Source organism: Enterococcus raffinosus (genome assembly GCF_001886185.1).
GTDB classification, from domain to species: domain Bacteria; phylum Bacillota; class Bacilli; order Lactobacillales; family Enterococcaceae; genus Enterococcus_A; species Enterococcus_A raffinosus.
In genome coordinates this window covers 16,806-35,168 of sequence record NZ_JXLA01000010.1, presented here as the reverse complement: position 1 = coordinate 35,168, position 18,363 = coordinate 16,806, and the positions used below count along the sequence as shown (strand labels likewise).

Sequence of the window (18,363 nt, the reverse complement as noted above, 5' to 3'; positions counted from 1 at the left end):
TATTTATGTAAATATTGACACAAATAAACATTATGATTAAACTATTGAATGGAAAGTGGTGACCTAATGGAAAATTTAAATGAAAACTTAGTAACGGAAAAAGAAAATGGCAAAGCTGCGTATGTCGTCGCATTTGCTTGCATGATCGCTTTTATGGGAATCGGGTTAGTAGATCCCATTTTGAATTCGATCGCCAAATCTTTACAAGCTACACCAGCTCAAACAACGCTCTTGTTTACTAGTTATATGATGGTAACGGGAATTGTTATGCTATTTACTGGTTTTGTTTCTAGCCGAATTGGTATGAAGAAAACCTTAATGTTAGGACTATTTATTATTATCGTTTTTGCACTTTTTGCTGGATTATCTAATACAATCAATGCTTTAATCTACTTTAGAGCTGGTTGGGGATTAGGAAACGCGTTATTTATTTCAACCGCGTTGTCCGCAATCGTTAGTGTTTTAATCGGTCAAACAGAAAAATCAATCATGCTTTATGAAGCTGCAATGGGATTGGGAATGTCAATTGGACCACTTGTTGGTGGTTCACTCGGTTCTGTCTCTTGGCGATTGCCTTTTGCTGGTGTATCCATTCTGATGCTGATCTCCTTTTTATCAATATCGATCATGTTTAAAGAACCTAAGGATAGTACCAAAGAAAAAATTGATTTTTTTGCCGGTGCTAAAGCTATGAAAAATCATAAATTACGCTCTATCGGTTTGATTGCCTTACTATATAATTTTGGCTTTTTTACTTTACTCGCGTATGCCCCTTTCTTGATGCCTAACTTTTCAGAAATGGAAATTGGCATAACTTTTTTTGGGTGGGGAATTTTGTTAGCAATTTCCTCAATTTTCCTAGCAACACGATTTGAAAGAAAAATTGGTACCTTTTATACTTTGATGATTGGTTTTATTGGATTTGTCATTTGCTTGCTGTTAATGGGGATTAATGCGGATCAGCCGACACTTGTTGCAGCGGCTTTAATCGTAGCGGGCTTCTTCCAAGGAATCATTAATACACTGATGACTACTATCGCGATGGAAATTCCAGGTATCAAACGCAACATTGCTTCCTCTACTTATAGCTTTGTTCGTTTCTTCGGTGGTTCATTAGCACCGTTTGTCGCAGGAATGATCGGTGCAAAGTTCGGGGGCAACTACACTTTCTATATTGCCAGTGCTATGGTCCTGATTGGAATTATATTGGTTAAAGTTCATTCACAATACTTTGAAACAGTAGAAGAGGAAGAAAGCGAAGAGAATCTATAAAAGACTAAAGGGAGCCTATCAAGGGCTCCCTTTAGTCTTTTATAGATTGTTTGAATTTCATTTTCAAAGCTTAATACATTATTTTAATCTAAATAAATTGCAGCCTCTTTATCTAAAAGCACTGTCACATTAGGATGCAGGCGCAAAACTGATGCCGGCACATCCTCTGTTATCGGTCCTTCTAAAGCTTGTTTAATAATAGATGCCTTCTTTTCACCACTAGCTATTAACACTAGTTCTTTCGCCCCTAGAATCGTTTGAGTACCAAATGTGACCATCTCTTTTCCTGGTGTATAAGGCGTCATCCCATCGATTAGCTTGTACATCTCATCTGCAGGATCAATAGGGACACGATACACCCCATAATCAAAGGACATAAATTCTGGCATATTCCCACAAAAGTGACCATCATTACCAATTCCCATCAATACAAGATCTAAACCGCCATCCTCAGCAATTTTTCGATCGTAAGTCTGATAGTTCTTTGCGTCTAAAACTTCAATGTTCTCATCTTTAATTCCTAGCGGGTGATATAGCTCTTCTTGTAGGGCTTGCATTGTCAACCCGTATTTTTGATTCATCAAAGTGATTTCATCAAAATTATAAAAATGTGCCAAGCTCTTATCAAAGTCCACTTGCTTTAACCGATCAGCCAAGATCTTATAGGCACGCTTAGGAGAAGAACCTGCAGTTAACGCCAAGTTCATACGACGATTCTCCGCCCATTTCATTAAAATAATATCTGCCGTAAGTTGGCTTAATGTCTCATAATTTTCTGTTACTATTAATCTCAATTCAATACCTGCCTTCTTTAAAGAATAGTAGAAAATGAAAAGGATCTCCAATTAAGTAAGAAATCAATTTGGAACCTTTTCTTTTACTGGCATCTTCAAAATACAATTTTGCGGGCAAGCCTCTATACAGTCGCCGCAATTAATACAAATATCTGGATCAATTACTGCTACATTATTTTCCATTTTAATGGCTTTTTGTGGACAAGCTTTCACACAACGATTGCAGGTGATACAACCAACATCGCAAATTTTTCGGACACTGCCGCCTTTATCTTGATTCGAACAAGAAACGATTGATGTATTTTCTGCTGGCAGCATTTTTATCAAATTTTTAGGGCATGCGTTAATACATTTCAAGCAACCAACACATTTGTCTGGGTCTACCTTTGCAACCCCATCAATAATATGAAGCGCATCGTATTCGCAAACTGCCGCGCAGTCACCAAATCCCATACACCCAAATCGACAATCCTGCGGTCCGCCAAAAATTTGATTCGCTCCATAGCAAGTAGTCGTCCCAGTATAATCCATTTTGCTATTTGTAAACTCACAGGTTCCATTACATCGGACAAATGCCGCGATTTTTTGTACATCGTCAACTTCGACACCTAGAATCTCTGATAATGCTTGGCGTGTTGATGCTCCTCCAGGGGTACAATTAGTGGCCCCTGCATTCCCCTCTGCCATTGCTTTTGCATATCCATCACAGCCAGAAAAACCACAAGCACCGCAATTGATTCCGGGTAGAGCACCTCGTAAAGCTTCTTCTTTTTCATCAACCGGTTTATGAAAAATGATCGTTGCGAGTGAAAGAATGACCCCTGCGATCAATCCCATAACGCTGACAATGCCAATGGGTATCATGATTTCTGTCATTTTTTCTCCTCCCTTAACGGAATAATCCTTCTGCCAAACCGGCAAAACCAAGAAATGATAATGAAACAATAGCCGCAGCAATCAATGTTATAGGTAACCCTTGCAAAGAATCTGGAATATCATTTCCTTCAAGTCGTCCACGTACACCAGCAAAGATAACCATAGCAACTAAAAATCCGACACCCGCTGCAAAGGAATTGACCATTGATTGTATGAACGAATAATTTTTAGAAAAATTCAGAATCGTTACACCTAATACCGCACAGTTTGTGGTGATTAAAGGTAAATAGATGCCTAATGCATTGTAAAGTGAAGTCATGTAGCGTTTCATCACAACCTCTACTAGCTGCACCAATGCAGCAATCGTTAAAATAAAAACGATTGTCTGCAAATAATCCAAACCCAACGGAATCAATAGAGAAGCATATATTGGATACGTCACTAATGTTGCTAATACCATAACGAAGGTTACCGCCAATGACATGCCGACCGCCGTATCTAATTTCTTAGACACTCCTAAAAATGGACAAATACCTAAAAACTGCGATAACACAAAATTATCGGTCAAAATCCCTGCTACTAAAATCGTTACAAAAATCTGCATTACTGATCACCCGCCTTTTCATCACAAACTGTCGTACAGGCTTCAGCGATGGGACATGCTGTACAATCGATTTCTTTTGTTTTGCGATCACTTAACTTATTCGCCGCCATAACCAGCATTCCAAAAACGAAAAATCCACCTGGCGGCAAGAGCATGATTGTCATCGGCGGAACCACTCCTGCAGTAATCGGCATCCCAAACAAGGTACCACTGCCAAACAATTCGCGAATTCCTCCCATACAAAGAAGCGCCATCGTGAATCCGACTCCCATACCTAAGCCATCTAATGCTGAATGAAGTACTGTGTGGTCTTTGGCATAAGCTTCTGCCCGCCCTAGGATAATACAGTTCACTACGATTAAAGGTAAATAGATTCCCAACGTTGCATCTAAGGCGGGAGCCAACGCCTTTACTACTAATTGAACCACCGTCACAAAGCCCGCGATAATGGTAATAAATGCTGGAATACGGACACGGTCAGGAATTACTTTACGTAAGAGAGAAATTACGACATTGGAGCCTAAAAGAACTACTGTCGCTGCAATCCCCATTCCTATTCCGTTAATAGCTGATGTGGTAACTGCCAATGTTGGACAAGTCCCTAACATGAGACGCAGGACAGGATTTTCCTTGATTAAGCCTTTACTAAAAATAGCTGATGCTTTTTCTTTTTCCACTAGTTCTCCCTCCTATTTCTCTGACTTAGTCACTTGCTCAAACAACGCAAGTGCTTCTTTGACCGATGTGGCTACAGCATTAGAAGATTTGGTTGCTCCTGTGACTGCTTCGACTTGGTTTTTACTCGAAGGAGAATTCTTGACAACTTCTAGCGTCTCATTAAGACCAGAAAATTGATCCGCAAATTCTTTTTTTGTGACGTTTTGTCCGAGTCCAGGGGTTTCATTTGAAGCGTCTAAAACATTTACCCCGACAATTTTTCCATTCTCAACAGCACTCATAACACTTACATCACTGCCATAGCCATATGATTTAGTCACAAAGAGATACCCCAAAATCTTACCTGAAGAGTCCAGTGCCTTATAGCCTTGATTTTCTCCAGTCACTTTAACTTCTTGAAAATCATCTGCTTTAATCAACTGACTCATAACACTTTGCGTCTGCTCCCATTCTTGCTTTGCAATACGCTCCTTAAACATAGCCCGTGTTCCTGCGACAGCAAAAGTGATGACCAGACAAATGATAAATAAACAAAGCGCATCAGTAAAAATTACTTTAGAACCTGATCGTTTCATTTTACCTTCGCCCCCTCACCAAAAACCTTAGGAATGGTTAGATTCTCAATATGAGGGACAAGGATATTCATCAATAAAATTGCATAGGAAACACCCTCTGGCAACGCAGCGAAGAAACGGATCAAAACAGTGATAACTCCACATCCGACTCCAAAAATAATTTTGCCATTTCTTGTAATTGGAGATGTTGTATAATCAGTCGCCATGAAAATAGCTCCTAGTAATAATCCCCCAGACATCATTTGATACAAAGGATCCCCACCTAATATAGTAGAAAAAATAACTACGGTACCAATAAAGCAGAGAGGAATAATTGGCGAAATCACTTTTCGAACAACTAAATAAACCCCTCCGATCAAAAGAGCCAATGCACATGTCTCTCCCAAACTTCCTGCTCGAACTCCTAGAAACATATTAAGTAGTGAAGGGATAGGCTGTCCGGTCTGAGAAGCTGAAAAGTAGGTTGCCGACGAAATGACGTCTGGTTGAAACATGTAATAGTTCAATGGTGGCTGCCAAGTGCTCATCTGTGAAGCAAAAGACATCATCAAGATGATACGGGCAGTAATTGCTGGATTTACGAAGTTCTGTCCAATCCCTCCAAAGAATTCTTTTACGATTACAATTGCGATTACACCACCTAGAATGGCCATCCAAAAGGGCAGCGTTACGGGTAGATTCAATGCTAACAATATTCCTGTAACAACCGCTGTCAAATTGTGTATTGTGTCTGGACGTTTTAGAATCTTTCTCGTTACATACTCACTGATGACACAAGCACCAACCGTTACTATAATTAAAATAAGAGCACGAAAACCAAAAATAATTGTCGACGCGATGACTGCTGGAATTAAAGCAATAATCACATCTAACATAATACTGCGACTACTGCGTCCACAGTGAAGGTGCGGCGAGATGGATACAGGTAATTTGTTCATTGAGCAGCCTCCCTTTCTAACTGTTTTGCTCGTTTCATGGATTGAACAAGTCTACGTCCCGCAGGACAAACAAATGCGCAACAACCGCATTCCATACAGGCCGATACATTCAGATTCTTCAAGCCAGCTACATCATTATTTCTTGTGCAGCGTTCAATCTGTACAGGCAACAATGACATTGGGCAAGCCTCTACACAACGACCACAACGGATACATGGGGATTCCTCCGGTAAGCTTTGCTCGGCTGATAAAATTGTGATGGCATTCGTTTGCTTAGTAATCGGCAATTCTGTAGAAAATTGTGCCATCCCCATCATAGGTCCGCCTAAAATAATCTTACTCGGCTCATCAATCAATCCACCACAGAACTTTATAACCTCACCAATTGGCGTACCGACTGGAACTACAACGTTTTTTGGCTGCGCAACATTTCCATCAACTGTTATTCTTTTATGGGTCAGTGGCATCCCAATCTCAATGTATCTTTGTAAAAGAGAGACTGTCGAGATATTCGTAATCAAGCACCCTACCTCAGATGGCAGCTTGCCTGGTGGAATTTTTCTACCAGTTGTTGCATATACCAACATTTTTTCCGCCCCTTGAGGATATAAAGAAGGAATCTCCATCACATCAATCCGTGGATCAAGATCTGCTAACTCATTCAAATGCTCCCGGAGTTTTTTCAACCCTTTTGGTTTATTACTTTCAATTCCAATCACCCCGTGAGGAATATTCAAGTAAGTCATCAACGCTTGCATTCCTGCGATAATTCGTTCCGGATACTCCAAGCTTTCGCGATAGTCAGATGTGATAAATGGTTCACACTCTGCTCCATTTATCACCAATGTATCAATTGGTGTATCTTCTTTGACATTCAACTTCACATGCAATGGAAATCCCGCTCCGCCGATCCCTACAATACCGCTGTCTCGTGCGGCCTTCAGTAAATCTTCCTTAGAATTAATCTTAATCGGTGTTGGTTCTGGGAACTCTACTGGTAACCCATCACTTGCAATATGAATAGCCTCACACATTTGACCGTTCGCCATTAGAATGGGTTTGATCCCTTTTACCTTGCCAGAAACAGAAGCATGGATTGGTGCTGAAACAAAAGCCTCTGAGTCACCAATAACTTGCCCAACTGTAACAGTGTCCCCTTTTTTTACCGTCGGTGTACAAACACCTCCAATATGTTGTTGCATTGGAATAGTTACAATTTTCGGCGGCTCCATAAAAACGCTTTCATATTCTGCCGTGTTTTTATTGTGGGGAACCTTAACGCCTCCTTTAAACTTTGCGATAGCCTTAGTTATTGTATCCATAGACAAACCTCCCTTGTAATTCGAAAATATTCTGTAACTCAATTATTATTATATACTCACGTTTTTTCAATGAAAATGAGCACAATCTTAATTCAAAAATATATACCTGCAAAACAAATTAACCTAGAATAACAGATTACTATCCACTTTCAACCATCTTTGATAAAACATTGAGAAATTTTTTCACAAATTTTTTTTACCACTAATTTAGCTTTCTTCTGTATATTACTATATTTATGATAGCACAGTGAAAAACAAATGTAATTAGTTTTCACAAACTCAGCAAAAAAAATACCTAGTGCTCAACTAGGTATTTTTCGGGTTCGTCATTTATGGTGTATTAGATAATGTCCATTGTAAAACAGTTTGATAACTACCAGATTGTCTCTGTGTATTTTTAGGCACAAAAAGCTCAAATTGGTTCAATGGGATTTCTACGTATCCTGAAGCTGTGGTGTTACTTAAAGACATCAGTGTTACCTGATTATCAGGAGTTACTTGAACCTTTTGATTAGATAATCCAGAATAGTTAGAAAAATTCGTAGTTAATGCTCCTAAAGAAATATCTAGCTGGGCATTGTTCAAATTATTTTGCCCATTGTTCCAATTACTAGCCTGACTTACCTTTAGCTGCCAAGCTTTCGCGATTGTTCGAGTATCCTCTATTCGAATCATTCCGGTTTGAATCGGATTGCTACTGTTGCCACCAATATAGGCTTTCCAAGTTTCATCAGCTACTGTTTGGATCGGATGAGTTCCGAAGTTTAAATTTGTAGGCAGCAAATCACTTTTCATTGTCAGTGAACCAGCTGAGAAATAAATATTCGTATTACCACCAAAGTTACTCAATAACTGAATAACGATATCATCACTTTGAATGATTCCACCACGAATACTTGCCCTGTAATCTTGTGTTAAAACTATTGGACTAGAAACAAATGTCGGAATTGAAACATTCGTGGCTCCTAAGAGTGAAGCCGAAACAAGATTTGTACTACTCGTCGAATCTGGATTTTCTAAGGAAGCTATTAAACTATTCACACTAGATAATACAGAAGTAAGAATAGTCCCTACTAATCCTAACGGCAACGTATCTAAAATATTTTTTAAATCCTTCAGTCGTGTAGCTAATGTACTGCTTAATATTGGTAATAGTCCTTGACTGATATTAACGCCTAGTAAAGTAGAAGAAAGCTGTTCGGTTGAAATTGGAATATTATGAGTACCAAAATCTTCATTCTTAAGATTGGTAATTGCTTGATTGATACTCGTAATTGTTGGTCGCAAAGTAGGAAGCAAATTAAGAACGGAAATTAAGCTATTCAATAAATCCAACAATCCCCCAACAGGCAAATCAGCCGCCGGAATCGTTACTGCAGTTGTCACAGACGCTGCTCCATTCGGTACGACTTTGCTTGATAGTTCTGTTGGAACCGAAATCAACGCGTATTTTTTCCCGTTTTTTATCAATCCTACACCAGTAGTCGTCCCATCAATAGTAAAGGTCACTGGTTTTTGACTCACATTTAAATAGGGTGTTGCTGCTGTCGTTCCACTGTCATTATTTACTTGAGTATTCCCAAATAAATCAACAGATACCGCACTGACAATTATGTTAGAGCTTGTCAAGAAAAGGAAAAAAACTAAACTAATGAACCAAATTTTCCGAAATAAATGATACCTTTTTTTCTTCATCCTCTCTCCTCCTTGTGCTAGTTCATTTTTGAGTCTGTCAATAATTTCCTCCAAAAGAAAATAATCGAAAATCATCTATTTTTTCATCCAAAGTACATGATTACCGCTTTCAAACACATAGTTTTCTCAATAAATATACTGATATAACACGGGTTCTCACTACTAATTAAACAGATAAATCTCTTGTCTAGAAAATTTTATGCTCACGTGTAAAGACAGTCCGAGCAATTTTATACCACTTTTAGAGATTCTGGCTATATAATCACCGCATAAGTTTCACACCCTTTTCTGCGCAGAAAAGAGCTAGTTTTGCCGCTTGCATAATATTGAGAAAGGAGGAGAGAATTGAAGAAGCCAATAGTGATCATCCTGTGGTTACTGTTGTTCTTTGGCGCTCTTTCTCCATTGGCTGAAGCTGCAGTAACCGACGGAAAAGTTCAATATTATTACGAAAGTAGTACGTCTACCAGCACTAGTCATTCATCCAGTAGCACAACAAAAGCTTCAGCATCCTTACACTCAGAATCCGGCAGCACAACTAAAAGCCAAACATCGGCTTCAACCAACATTCAAAGTGGAAGCATGTATTCAAAAATTGCACATTTCCTAAAAACAAATGATCAAAAAAATGTTTTTTTAATCGTCATTGGATTTTTGATTCTTGCGATTACCTTTTTAGGAATAAGAATTACTCATAATAGGAGGAAAAACTAATGAAAAAACAATTTGCTTTGCTGATTGCTGGGCTCTTTGCTGGCAGCCTGTTTGCTTTTTCAAATACTGCCCAAGCAGTAGATACCACTGGGACCGTTGATTATACCGATGGTGGCATCACCTTTGACCCACAAGTCCCAGGAAATGCTAGTGCTTCATTACCAAAGAACTTAAATTTTGGTTCTCATGCCATCCAGACAACCAAGGACGAAATATGGACCGCAACATCAGATGGTGTACAAACATCACCCGCCACTACAGGACAAATTGCAGTTAGTGATAACCGTGGTGGAACTTCAACTGGTTGGTCGGTGAAGGTTAATCAACCTACCCAATTCACAGCAAACTCAAATACTCTGACAGGTGCAGCTCTGAGCTTTACGGTAGGAACATTAACTAATAATGTGAACTCCGCACCAACTGGAACCCGTATTGCCAATGGCGCAAAAACAACAATGCTTGTTAATCAATCCGTTTCCGTTCTAACCGCACAAGCGAATGAAGGCGTCGGTGAAACTGCCTTGCCGATTTCTAAGTTTGAGTTGGATGTTCCGAAAGATACAGCCAAACAACAAGCACAATACCAGACAACATTAGTTTGGACATTCTCAGCGACACCTAGCTAAAAAAACTAGGATGGAGTTCCACCAATAGTCTCGTCTACTGAGAAGACGGCTACAGGCTATTCGGTCCTGGCTCCATCCTTTAAAATATACAAAGGGGAAAAGTAAATTGAGAGAGACTCTTCCATTACGCGGAAAATACAATTGAAGTAAGGAGATAGAAAATGCTGAAGAATCATTTAAGCTTAGTAGCACGAGGCCTGTTCCTCATTTTCGCTTTTTCATTTTTACCAATTGTCGCTCATGGAGAGTCATTGGATACCTTCGATGCGGTGATCCACCCTTCGGAGCATCAAATTGATAAAAATCAGCTTTATTATGATTTGCAGTATCAACCAGATGAAGCTGAACGTCTGACGGTTACTTTGACCAATCGGACAGATCAGTCAATTAAGTTGAAAGCATCATTTAATCGAGCTATTACAAATAGTTTGGGCGTTATTGAATATTCGGGGATGAATATGGATGAGAGCCATTTTGGACCCAATATTACCGACTATGTGAAGCTTAGTGATAAAGAAATCAACTTAGCGGCAAACCAATCAAAGGATGTCTATCTAGATGTAAAGATGCCTTCAAAAGAATTTGAAGGTGTCTTAGCTGGCGGCTTGTATATCGAGCAAATATCTGACATAAAAGTCGATGGAAATATCAAAAACGTTTTTTCACGGGAAATTGCTGTGTTGCTTCAAAACACCACCGACGAGATAAGCCCAGAGTTAAAGATCATCAATGCACAGGCCATACAAGCCAATAGTCGTAACGCAATAAATGTAACTGTAGACAATGAAAAGGCAACCTACGTTAAAGATGTGACAATAAACTATCAAGTCGAAAAAGACGGTAAAACCATTGTTAAAGATAAAAAAGAACAGTTATCATTGGCACCAAGTTCTAGCATGCCCTTTTTGATTCAGATGAACAATACAGAGTTTTCACCTGGTACTTATACAGTCAAGATGACTATCAACTCTGGAGGTCAAAAATGGACAGGCACACCAACATTCACTGTCAATCAAGAGAAAGCAAAAGAGTACAACGAAAAAGATGTCTCAATCGAAGATAAATCGACAAATCTTTGGATCTGGATCGGACTTGCAGTGATTATCGTGTTATTAGCTATCGTGATAGTAATGTATAATCGAAATAGAAACTTGAAGAAAAAAATAAATGGACAATAATTGTTTAGATTCGGTGCTTCGTAATTGAAACACCGTTTTTTTGTGTGACTCAATAGTTTGAACGCTTGACTAAACGTTAGAAACAAAATACTATAAAGTATAGTAGTCTCTTAAATATCACTCGTGTATATAGCATAAAAATATAAGAGGAGAAGTTATCATGCGGACAATAGATTTGATTGTTCTAGGGGTCTTAAAAAAGGAAGATCTTAGTGCCTATGATATTCAAAAATTGATTGAATATCAGAATATTTCTCAATGGGTAAAGGTCAGTACGCCAACCATCTACAAAAAAATGTTACAGCTTGAAAAGCAAGGATATGTCAAAAGTAGGTTGATGAAAAATGGCAAGATGCCTGAAAAGGCTATCTACTCATTAACAGCAAAAGGCCAAACAGAATTTGAAAAGTTGATGCTGGGAATCGCTGCACGTCCGATCAATATTTACTTGGATTTTAATGCGGTCATTTTAAACTTAGACAGCTTAGCTCCTACTGATCAAAGAGCCTGCATCAGTATCATCGAAGCCAATGTAAAGAAAATGAAGGTGGAAATGGACAATCAGTGGGTAAACACCCAGAATTCAACTGTCATTCCAGAAACTGGAAAAGTCGTTATACGACAACAGTTTTATTTATTTGAAGCAATCGAGAAATGGATTGAAGAAATTAAAAAAGGATTCTAATAAGATGCTGTTGAAAGGTGATTCCCATGCTAAATAATGAAAGCATTTCTCAAAGTACTTTACCTAAAATAAACGCAGATTCCATCATCATGAGACCCCATGAGGCGTTACTTCCATACATAGCAAATTATACTTTTACCAATCCCAGTAAAATGTCTACACAGCAAACAATTTTGCCCACAATCAGTTCAACTTTGGTTTGTACCTTTCAAAATGGAAAATTTACAGCTGGTTTGCGAGGTGTGAATACCCGTTCAACAATGATTGCTGATTATGCACGTCAATTTGATTTTATGTTTCTTGTTGAATTTCATGCTGCAGGGTTATATCCATTCTTACAAATTGATCAAAATTATCTGGCGGATGATGGGTTTCTTTTTAATGACTTAAACCGTAGTTTGTCCCAACAAATCGCTGAAGGTTATTTCACAGCTAAAGACATTCTCTCCTTGACAAATAAATTGGACCACATTTTCTTGACACATCTGACTAACAAACAAATCAACCCCACCTTCTCGATTGCCTTTGAAAAGCTGCTTAAATGCAAAGGCGATATTCGCGTAAAGGACTTGGCTAGTGAAACATATTATAGTGAAAAGCAATTGAACCGCTTGTTTATGAAATATGCCGGCGCACAAATAAAAACGTGTTCACGAATTATTCGGATGAAAAACGCAACACATCTGTTACAGGAAAATCAACGAATTAGTCGCTTGTTCGAACAAACAGGGCATCATGATGACGCTCATTTTCTACGTGATTTTAGCGACATTTATGGTATCACTCCAAAAAAATACTTAGAGAATATGTCTGTTTTTTACAATGACCCCTATAAATTGTGAGCGTATACTCTTGTTTAAATAAATCAACAAGAAAAGGTGGTCGATCCTATGTTTACGCCCTATATCCATTTTAATGGCAATTGTGAAGAAGCTTTTTTATGGTATGCGCAAGTTTTCAACGGAAAAGTTCAACACTTATCCAGATACAGCGATAGCTCTCCTAATTCAGACATTTTCTCAACTGATAAGCTGAACGGTAAAGTAATGCATGCCAGACTAACCATTACAGATTTTAATGGGCTTACTGGTGGCGATTATCTAGAGCCCATTGAAAAAAATGGCAACATTTCAATTCAGGCACATCTACCTGAAGAAGCTTTTGCCAGAAAAGTTTTTTCAGAGTTATCAAGTAAAGGAACTATCATAGCAGAAATTGTTGAAAATCCTCCACCAGATGATCGCAGCATCAGTGGCTGTGTCCAAGACAAATATGGGGTTACCTGGATTGTCTCTGCGATGAAAACTGTTTGATTGTAAGAAAGTCCATAGATAGTATAATGGGCTTTCTTTTTTTGCACCAAATTGACCTATTAGGTAATGGATGATAGAATGATGTTGATCTATTAGGTAAAGGAGTAGAATTTATGACCGATTTTAATACCAACGACCCAAAGATTCAAAGAATTATAAATGCGGCGTTAAAAGAATTTTCTCTGAGAGGCTATGATGAAGCCTCTACTAATCGAATTGCCAAAGCGGCTGGACTATCTAAACCATTGATGTTTCATTATGTAAAAAGTAAAGAGGATCTGTTTTGGCTGCTTGTAGATTATTGTCAAAAAACAATTGATGAAGACTACTTAAAACAAATGGATTTTCAAGAAAAAGATCTTTTTAAACGGTTACGTCAGTCTTATGTCCTACAGATTGAACTAATGAAAAAAAATCCATGGATTATTGATTTTTCTAATAAAACATTCGAGTCAAAATCAGAAACAATCAACGCCAAACTAACTGATCGTTCCAAACAGGATTGTTTCCATTGTAAAAATCCTTTATTTGAGCAAATTGATGAATCAAAATTTCGATCTGAGCTCACAGTTGATCAATACAAACAATTGATTTATTGGGGAAATATCGGGTTTACGACTGAAGTTTTAGCTGAATTGAAAAATGTGAAGTATGAAGCTATTGATTATCAGGAAATCACCGACAAATTGTTACAATATCTTGAAAATCTCAGCAGGATTTTCTATCAATAAAAATTGAGAGGTGCTCGATGAGAAGAAAACTATATTTAATTGGCAGCTTCCTATTTTTATCAATTGTCGGCTTTACTCAAGCAACAAAGAATTTCTCCCAGCAGAAAGAGGGATTTACAATGACACAATCAAAAATTTCCATTGCTTTTCCTTTACGTGGCGAATGGTTCACAGAAACAAGCCCGGCTGATCGTGTCCCAAGTCATGGAACCAATCATTTTGGACTGCGTTACGCTTTTGATTTCATTCAAAAAGATCGGAAAGGTGCCTCTCATACAGGTGGAGCAGCTGATTATATTTTCAAAGGCATTCCTTTAGATAACTATTATTGTTTTGGTCAATCGGTGTTTGCCCCATTTGACGGAGAAGTAATTAGTGTAAAAGATAATACGCTCGATGGCGAAATGGCCTCCTGGATTCACGATCAAACCACAGCGATTCGCCACTCCCTCTTTTTTAACCCAGAACGAGATGGTTTTGAAGCAATCGCTGGTAATTATGTCATCATCAAACAATCTGAGGGGATTTATGCAGCCTTTTGCCATTTGCAAAAGGAATCAATTGCCGTCACAGAAGGCGAATTCATTCAACAGAACGCTTATCTCGGTAATGTTGGTCACTCTGGTAATTCTACTGAGCCTCATCTACATTTTCAACTGATGGACTCATCTACGATCGAATTAGCAAAGGGGCTTCCCTTCGTATTTAAAGCGTATGAAAAATATGATGGTCAATCATGGATACCTGTTACTAATGAAATTCCCGCTGTAGGCGAACGAATTCGCTTCTTAGACTAACTCAGAAAGCAACTTTAAAGCAGAACTATTTATTTAATGCAGTCTATTATACGAGTACAATTGGATTACTATTGAAAAAGCCGAAAAAAAAAGAACTTCCAACGATTTGCGTGTTTTATTTTTTCTTTCCTTTGAAAAATAGCGTAAAATAACTCTATATTCGTAAGGTTAGGAGGAACGGAATGGAAAAATCGGAGAACTATAGTATTAGAATCGATATTCCTGAAGTAGAAGAGTATCTTGCTTTACGCAAAATTTGCGGGCTATCAGCTCGAGGAAAAGAAGCCAGTAAAACAGGGTTGAGTAATAGCATCTACTCTGTCATTATTCGACGAAATAAGGACCAAAAGCTAGCTGGAATGGGGCGGCTGATCGGCGATGGCGGTACAGCTTATCAAATCGTTGATATCGCTGTTCTTCCTACTGAACAGGGAAAAGGATTAGCAAAGACAATCATGCAACTCCTAATGACTTATATTGAAAGTGAAATTGATCCTCAGGCTTATGTGAATCTGATTGCCGATCGTCCTGCTGATAACCTTTATAAGCAGTTTGGTTTCGTTGAAACAGCACCAGAAAGTCTAGGAATGTATTTGAAAAGATAAAAAATAAAGGACTCCTTTTTCAGGAATCCTTTTTATTTTGTAAATACCACAAATCCTGGTAATTCTGGATGATCGACAATCAGCCCCTCTTGAACCGAACGTGCACCCCAAAAAATCAGTAAATCTCCTGCTGCCATGAAAATATTGAAAGCGGAAAGTAAAATTAGTTCGGTATTCGGAAATATTAGTGAGAGAAGAAAACTGCCCCCGCCTAATATAATAACTGGTGCCAATACACCAATTTTATACGCTTTTACTTCTAAAGCTTCTTTGCAGTGACAATACGGCATGAACTCTTTAAGATTGAATCCAAAGGTGATACTTTCCATTTTATTCTTCGCATAGTGTGCCCAAGCCAAGCCATGAATCAGCTCATGAATGAAAATGGATAAGATGAATGAAAAAAGAAATCTAAGAAAATTGATTTCCCAAAGTGGTGTGGCCTCCGCCCCCCAGCGCCAAAAGAATCCCACAACAACCACGATGATAAATGGTACAGGTAACAACAGACCTTGCGTGCCAGCTTCCTTTGCTGAGAATGTTTTGTCTTTTTTATGATAGTTTTTTTCTTGCATCTCCTGACAGATCGCATCAAATCGTTCATATTTCTTATCCTTTTTCCGCCTTTTCCTTGTCTCCATAACTATTCCCCCATCCCCATGTTCCACATAGATCTACCCTTTAATTTTTTAACTTACCCTTTCCATCATGATATAGGCAGGACTCTGCTACGTCAAAATCTAAATTCATAAGAAATTCTTCATCAATGAGTTTTTAGGTGAATAAAAAACAGCTAAAAACTCTTTCTTTCAAGAATTTAGCTGCTTTTATATCCAATTTTTTTCTGATGTGCTCTTTCAAACAGAAAATCTACCTTCCTAGAAAATGGCATTCGTGAACAAAGATTGTGTACATGAAGAGAGGAAGCCACAACTTTATCATATTCTTATTTTCCCTTGAATTCCTGCTGACATTCTTCTCAAAAACTAGTAAGGTTAGGTCGAAAGGTTAGATGACAACAAAAGAAATTGAACGGCTGTCTACAACTCTATATAAAAACCATTCTCCCCTCAATTATATTATACCTATTTGTGTACTGTTTCACGTTTTCGTTTTTTTGATAGTTTAACAAATTATTGGGATTAGTCAAAAGAAGCCACCGAAAGAACCGATGACTTCTAAAAATGCTTGTTTTTATCGTAGCTTCTGATTAATTTTCTCAATTTCTCGTTTGTATTTCAAATAATAAAAAATCCAAATTGCAAAAAAGATAAAGAAGAAGGACGTCGATGCTGATAAAATGACCTGCCATTTAAAAGGAAACCATTGATTTACTCCAGCTGCAACAATGAAGGCGAGAAAACTTCCACCCATATGAATCAAGGTTTGTGCTAAAATCGGTAGTTTTTTCACATTATATATCATGCTTAACAGGCCAATTACAACAGAAAGCAAAACAAAGCTTGCGACAATTTTTCTTACTTCGCTATCAGCAAAAATATAGGCAAAGAGCATACAAAGGGTACTGCCAATTCCGATTGATTGTATTAATAGCTTTATTGTTTTTTTCATTTTTAGCTCCTCCATTAAATACTTAAATGTTTTTTCAACTGATCAACAAAACGTCTGGAAACAGTGATTCTCTGCCCATTTTTCAAATAGGCATATAAGCTGCCTGAAAAAGCAACCTCTAGTTTTTTGATTTCTTTCGTATTCACTATTGCAGATTTAGAAACCTGTAAAAATTGCTCTTTTGGAAGCTCTTCTTTTAGCGCTGCCAGTGATTTACGATAGGAATAGTTTTCGTCTGCTGTATACAAAGTCATCACCTTATTGAAGACTTCTAAATAAATAATTTCTGATTTGTTTAGCAGGACAAACCCCTCTTTCATTTTGACCACTAATTGGTTTTCTTGATAATCCTTTAATCGCTCTGCAATTTGAGCCCCTATCTCTTCCTCGTCTGCACGGATTCGGACTTCCGGCTCTACCCAGTTCTTCCCAATCTCCATATGAATCTTCAACCCTTTAAACATGTGCCACCCCCGTCTGTATCTCTATAGTAAGTCATTTGCTTTCTAGAAAATAGACTTTTTTCCTTTCCGGTGTAATAGGCGTCCTATCCGGTACCAGCTCGTTTTATTACTATGAGAACAAAAAAACCAGAGACCTAAAAAGGTTTCTGGTTATTCCTTATTCCTGAACCATCTCTACACCCGCTGGATCAGTTGCGTAATCAAACTGGCTTTCTGTCTCTGTTTGTTCTTCCCTTAAATCAAGTACCAGCTGATGTTCCTGCAGCGCTGAAATTTTTTCTGTGATTAACAGTAATAGCTGCTTCAAGCTTTCTTCAGTGTTGACCTTATTCTCTACAATTGCTTGGCAAAGATATTCGATTTGATGGCTTTGCTCAAACAACTCTAAGTAGCTTTCCACTGAATGATCCGCTTCACTAATAAGCTGCCAATCAGTATCATGATAATACGTGTTGTACATCAAAAAATCTAAACGATACACTGCTAAAACAAATAAATCTCGTACTTTTTTGTTTTCTCTCAATAGCTTCGCTAGTTCTGTTGAACCGTTCGCTATTTCGCCACCCAACTCCACTAAAACAGTGTAATTATTTTCGTACTCTTTTCTCAATTTCGTAAACAGCCGTGTCGTTTTAGCAACTTCCTTCTGCTTTTCGCGATATTTCAAAAATTGGAACATCAATAATGCTGCTAAAAATGAAAAGAAGCAGCCAAAGAAAGCTGTTGACGCATTAACAAATGTCTTAATGATGTCGATGTTTTCGCTGAATAGCTCTTTGTTGAAATAGATAAAGCCTATACTCGTCAACGCGATTACTTCGCCCACCAATAAAACTACCAAAGAAACAATCACTAATTTTTGCTTTTCTGAAATCATTTTTCACCATGCATTCAAGTTGAATGCTTCTCCTTATATTTTTTTAG

The 18,363-nt window shown here is 38.0% G+C and carries 22 protein-coding genes; 10 read left to right on the top strand and 12 right to left on the bottom strand.

Translation table 11 applies throughout. The features are described from left to right. Positions 1-48: 48 nt before the first annotated feature. Complete coding sequence (locus RV13_RS06990) at positions 49-1,272, top strand: MFS transporter (protein WP_060789121.1); 1,224 nt, start codon at positions 49-51, stop codon at positions 1,270-1,272. 83 nt (positions 1,273-1,355) lie between these two features. Here RV13_RS06990 and RV13_RS06985 read toward each other — a convergent pair whose 3' ends face one another. The 8 genes from RV13_RS06985 to RV13_RS06950 all read right to left on the bottom strand — a co-directional run bounded on the left by RV13_RS06985 (position 1,356) and on the right by RV13_RS06950 (position 8,754). Beyond that, complete coding sequence (locus tag RV13_RS06985; RefSeq protein ID WP_028020332.1) at positions 1,356-2,066, bottom strand: glucosamine-6-phosphate deaminase; 711 nt, start codon at positions 2,064-2,066, stop codon at positions 1,356-1,358. 63 nt (positions 2,067-2,129) lie between these two features. After that, on the bottom strand, positions 2,130-2,942 hold the full coding sequence (locus RV13_RS06980) for an RnfABCDGE type electron transport complex subunit B (RefSeq protein WP_028020333.1): 813 nt from the start codon (positions 2,940-2,942) through the stop codon (positions 2,130-2,132). A 13-nt stretch (positions 2,943-2,955) separates the two neighbouring features. Continuing rightward, a complete protein-coding gene (locus RV13_RS06975) occupies positions 2,956-3,546 on the bottom strand; it encodes an electron transport complex protein RnfA (protein WP_010745893.1) in 591 nt (196 codons plus the stop codon). Continuing rightward, the gene (rsxE, locus tag RV13_RS06970; RefSeq protein WP_028020334.1) at positions 3,546-4,223 is read right to left on the bottom strand and encodes an electron transport complex subunit RsxE; all 678 of its coding nucleotides are present in this window, start codon (positions 4,221-4,223) and stop codon (positions 3,546-3,548) included. Before rsxE ends, RV13_RS06975 begins: the two co-directional genes overlap by 1 nt. A gap of 12 nt (positions 4,224-4,235) precedes the next feature. After that, the gene (locus RV13_RS06965) at positions 4,236-4,799 is read right to left on the bottom strand and encodes an RnfABCDGE type electron transport complex subunit G (protein WP_028020335.1); all 564 of its coding nucleotides are present in this window, start codon (positions 4,797-4,799) and stop codon (positions 4,236-4,238) included. Continuing rightward, positions 4,796-5,737: an RnfABCDGE type electron transport complex subunit D gene (locus RV13_RS06960; RefSeq protein WP_028020336.1), complete on the bottom strand. Its 942-nt coding sequence runs from the start codon at positions 5,735-5,737 to the stop codon at positions 4,796-4,798. The genes RV13_RS06965 and RV13_RS06960 overlap by 4 nt, the downstream gene beginning before the upstream one ends. Further along, on the bottom strand, positions 5,734-7,059 hold the full coding sequence (rsxC, locus tag RV13_RS06955; protein ID WP_028020337.1) for an electron transport complex subunit RsxC: 1,326 nt from the start codon (positions 7,057-7,059) through the stop codon (positions 5,734-5,736). The genes RV13_RS06960 and rsxC overlap by 4 nt, the downstream gene beginning before the upstream one ends. Positions 7,060-7,389: 330 nt before the next feature. Beyond that, on the bottom strand, positions 7,390-8,754 hold the full coding sequence (locus RV13_RS06950) for an adhesive domain-containing protein (RefSeq protein ID WP_028020338.1): 1,365 nt from the start codon (positions 8,752-8,754) through the stop codon (positions 7,390-7,392). A gap of 345 nt (positions 8,755-9,099) precedes the next feature. Between RV13_RS06950 and RV13_RS06945 the strand changes: the two genes are divergently transcribed. The 9 genes from RV13_RS06945 (at position 9,100) to RV13_RS06905 (ending at position 15,403) form a co-directional block, all read left to right on the top strand. Then, the gene (locus tag RV13_RS06945) at positions 9,100-9,468 is read left to right on the top strand and encodes an LPXTG cell wall anchor domain-containing protein (RefSeq protein WP_028020339.1); all 369 of its coding nucleotides are present in this window, start codon (positions 9,100-9,102) and stop codon (positions 9,466-9,468) included. Beyond that, complete coding sequence (locus RV13_RS06940; RefSeq protein ID WP_010745886.1) at positions 9,468-10,094, top strand: WxL domain-containing protein; 627 nt, start codon at positions 9,468-9,470, stop codon at positions 10,092-10,094. The genes RV13_RS06945 and RV13_RS06940 overlap by 1 nt, the downstream gene beginning before the upstream one ends. 161 nt (positions 10,095-10,255) lie before the next feature. Beyond that, positions 10,256-11,272: a WxLIP family cell surface protein gene (locus RV13_RS06935; RefSeq protein ID WP_028020340.1), complete on the top strand. Its 1,017-nt coding sequence runs from the start codon at positions 10,256-10,258 to the stop codon at positions 11,270-11,272. A gap of 160 nt (positions 11,273-11,432) precedes the next feature. Beyond that, positions 11,433-11,957: a PadR family transcriptional regulator gene (locus tag RV13_RS06930; protein WP_028020341.1), complete on the top strand. Its 525-nt coding sequence runs from the start codon at positions 11,433-11,435 to the stop codon at positions 11,955-11,957. A 26-nt stretch (positions 11,958-11,983) separates the two neighbouring features. Further along, complete coding sequence (locus RV13_RS06925) at positions 11,984-12,799, top strand: AraC family transcriptional regulator (protein ID WP_060789122.1); 816 nt, start codon at positions 11,984-11,986, stop codon at positions 12,797-12,799. A 48-nt stretch (positions 12,800-12,847) separates the two neighbouring features. Next, positions 12,848-13,270 carry a VOC family protein gene (locus RV13_RS06920; protein ID WP_028020343.1) on the top strand — a complete coding sequence of 141 codons (423 nt, stop codon included), beginning with the start codon at positions 12,848-12,850 and terminating at the stop codon, positions 13,268-13,270. Between the two features lie 113 nt (positions 13,271-13,383). Then, positions 13,384-14,001 (top strand): TetR/AcrR family transcriptional regulator, encoded by a 618-nt coding sequence (locus RV13_RS06915; RefSeq protein ID WP_028020344.1) that lies wholly within the window; start codon positions 13,384-13,386, stop codon positions 13,999-14,001. A 17-nt stretch (positions 14,002-14,018) separates the two neighbouring features. Continuing rightward, complete coding sequence (locus RV13_RS06910; protein WP_174520503.1) at positions 14,019-14,798, top strand: M23 family metallopeptidase; 780 nt, start codon at positions 14,019-14,021, stop codon at positions 14,796-14,798. A gap of 182 nt (positions 14,799-14,980) precedes the next feature. Then, the gene (locus tag RV13_RS06905; protein ID WP_060789123.1) at positions 14,981-15,403 is read left to right on the top strand and encodes a GNAT family N-acetyltransferase; all 423 of its coding nucleotides are present in this window, start codon (positions 14,981-14,983) and stop codon (positions 15,401-15,403) included. 32 nt (positions 15,404-15,435) lie between these two features. Here the strand turns inward: RV13_RS06905 and RV13_RS06900 are convergent, their stop codons facing one another. The 4 genes from RV13_RS06900 to RV13_RS06885 form a co-directional block, all read right to left on the bottom strand. After that, on the bottom strand, positions 15,436-16,044 hold the full coding sequence (locus RV13_RS06900; protein ID WP_028020347.1) for a DUF3267 domain-containing protein: 609 nt from the start codon (positions 16,042-16,044) through the stop codon (positions 15,436-15,438). Between the two features lie 553 nt (positions 16,045-16,597). Next, positions 16,598-16,975: a DUF3021 domain-containing protein gene (locus RV13_RS06895; protein ID WP_028020348.1), complete on the bottom strand. Its 378-nt coding sequence runs from the start codon at positions 16,973-16,975 to the stop codon at positions 16,598-16,600. A gap of 14 nt (positions 16,976-16,989) precedes the next feature. Further along, complete coding sequence (locus RV13_RS06890) at positions 16,990-17,439, bottom strand: LytTR family DNA-binding domain-containing protein (RefSeq protein WP_028020349.1); 450 nt, start codon at positions 17,437-17,439, stop codon at positions 16,990-16,992. A gap of 157 nt (positions 17,440-17,596) precedes the next feature. Continuing rightward, entirely contained in the window at positions 17,597-18,316 is a 720-nt protein-coding gene (locus RV13_RS06885) for a type 2 periplasmic-binding domain-containing protein (protein WP_028020350.1), read from the bottom strand. Positions 18,317-18,363 lie beyond the last annotated feature (47 nt).

What these genes read in the sequence shown, in the direction of transcription:
- RV13_RS06990 (WP_060789121.1), top strand. Translation starts at nt 49, where the DNA reads ATGGAAAGTGGTGACCTAATGGAAAATTTAAATGAAAACTTAGTAACG.
- RV13_RS06980 (WP_028020333.1), bottom strand. Translation starts at nt 2,942, where the DNA reads ATGACAGAAATCATGATACCCATTGGCATTGTCAGCGTTATGGGATTG.
- RV13_RS06975 (WP_010745893.1), bottom strand. Translation starts at nt 3,546, where the DNA reads ATGCAGATTTTTGTAACGATTTTAGTAGCAGGGATTTTGACCGATAAT.
- RV13_RS06965 (WP_028020335.1), bottom strand. Translation starts at nt 4,799, where the DNA reads ATGAAACGATCAGGTTCTAAAGTAATTTTTACTGATGCGCTTTGTTTA.
- RV13_RS06960 (WP_028020336.1), bottom strand. Translation starts at nt 5,737, where the DNA reads ATGAACAAATTACCTGTATCCATCTCGCCGCACCTTCACTGTGGACGC.
- rsxC (WP_028020337.1), bottom strand. Translation starts at nt 7,059, where the DNA reads ATGGATACAATAACTAAGGCTATCGCAAAGTTTAAAGGAGGCGTTAAG.
- RV13_RS06950 (WP_028020338.1), bottom strand. Translation starts at nt 8,754, where the DNA reads ATGAAGAAAAAAAGGTATCATTTATTTCGGAAAATTTGGTTCATTAGT.
- RV13_RS06940 (WP_010745886.1), top strand. Translation starts at nt 9,468, where the DNA reads ATGAAAAAACAATTTGCTTTGCTGATTGCTGGGCTCTTTGCTGGCAGC.
- RV13_RS06935 (WP_028020340.1), top strand. Translation starts at nt 10,256, where the DNA reads ATGCTGAAGAATCATTTAAGCTTAGTAGCACGAGGCCTGTTCCTCATT.
- RV13_RS06930 (WP_028020341.1), top strand. Translation starts at nt 11,433, where the DNA reads ATGCGGACAATAGATTTGATTGTTCTAGGGGTCTTAAAAAAGGAAGAT.
- RV13_RS06925 (WP_060789122.1), top strand. Translation starts at nt 11,984, where the DNA reads ATGCTAAATAATGAAAGCATTTCTCAAAGTACTTTACCTAAAATAAAC.
- RV13_RS06920 (WP_028020343.1), top strand. Translation starts at nt 12,848, where the DNA reads ATGTTTACGCCCTATATCCATTTTAATGGCAATTGTGAAGAAGCTTTT.
- RV13_RS06915 (WP_028020344.1), top strand. Translation starts at nt 13,384, where the DNA reads ATGACCGATTTTAATACCAACGACCCAAAGATTCAAAGAATTATAAAT.
- RV13_RS06910 (WP_174520503.1), top strand. Translation starts at nt 14,019, where the DNA reads ATGAGAAGAAAACTATATTTAATTGGCAGCTTCCTATTTTTATCAATT.
- RV13_RS06905 (WP_060789123.1), top strand. Translation starts at nt 14,981, where the DNA reads ATGGAAAAATCGGAGAACTATAGTATTAGAATCGATATTCCTGAAGTA.
- RV13_RS06900 (WP_028020347.1), bottom strand. Translation starts at nt 16,044, where the DNA reads ATGGAGACAAGGAAAAGGCGGAAAAAGGATAAGAAATATGAACGATTT.
- RV13_RS06895 (WP_028020348.1), bottom strand. Translation starts at nt 16,975, where the DNA reads ATGAAAAAAACAATAAAGCTATTAATACAATCAATCGGAATTGGCAGT.
- RV13_RS06890 (WP_028020349.1), bottom strand. Translation starts at nt 17,439, where the DNA reads ATGTTTAAAGGGTTGAAGATTCATATGGAGATTGGGAAGAACTGGGTA.
- RV13_RS06885 (WP_028020350.1), bottom strand. Translation starts at nt 18,316, where the DNA reads ATGATTTCAGAAAAGCAAAAATTAGTGATTGTTTCTTTGGTAGTTTTA.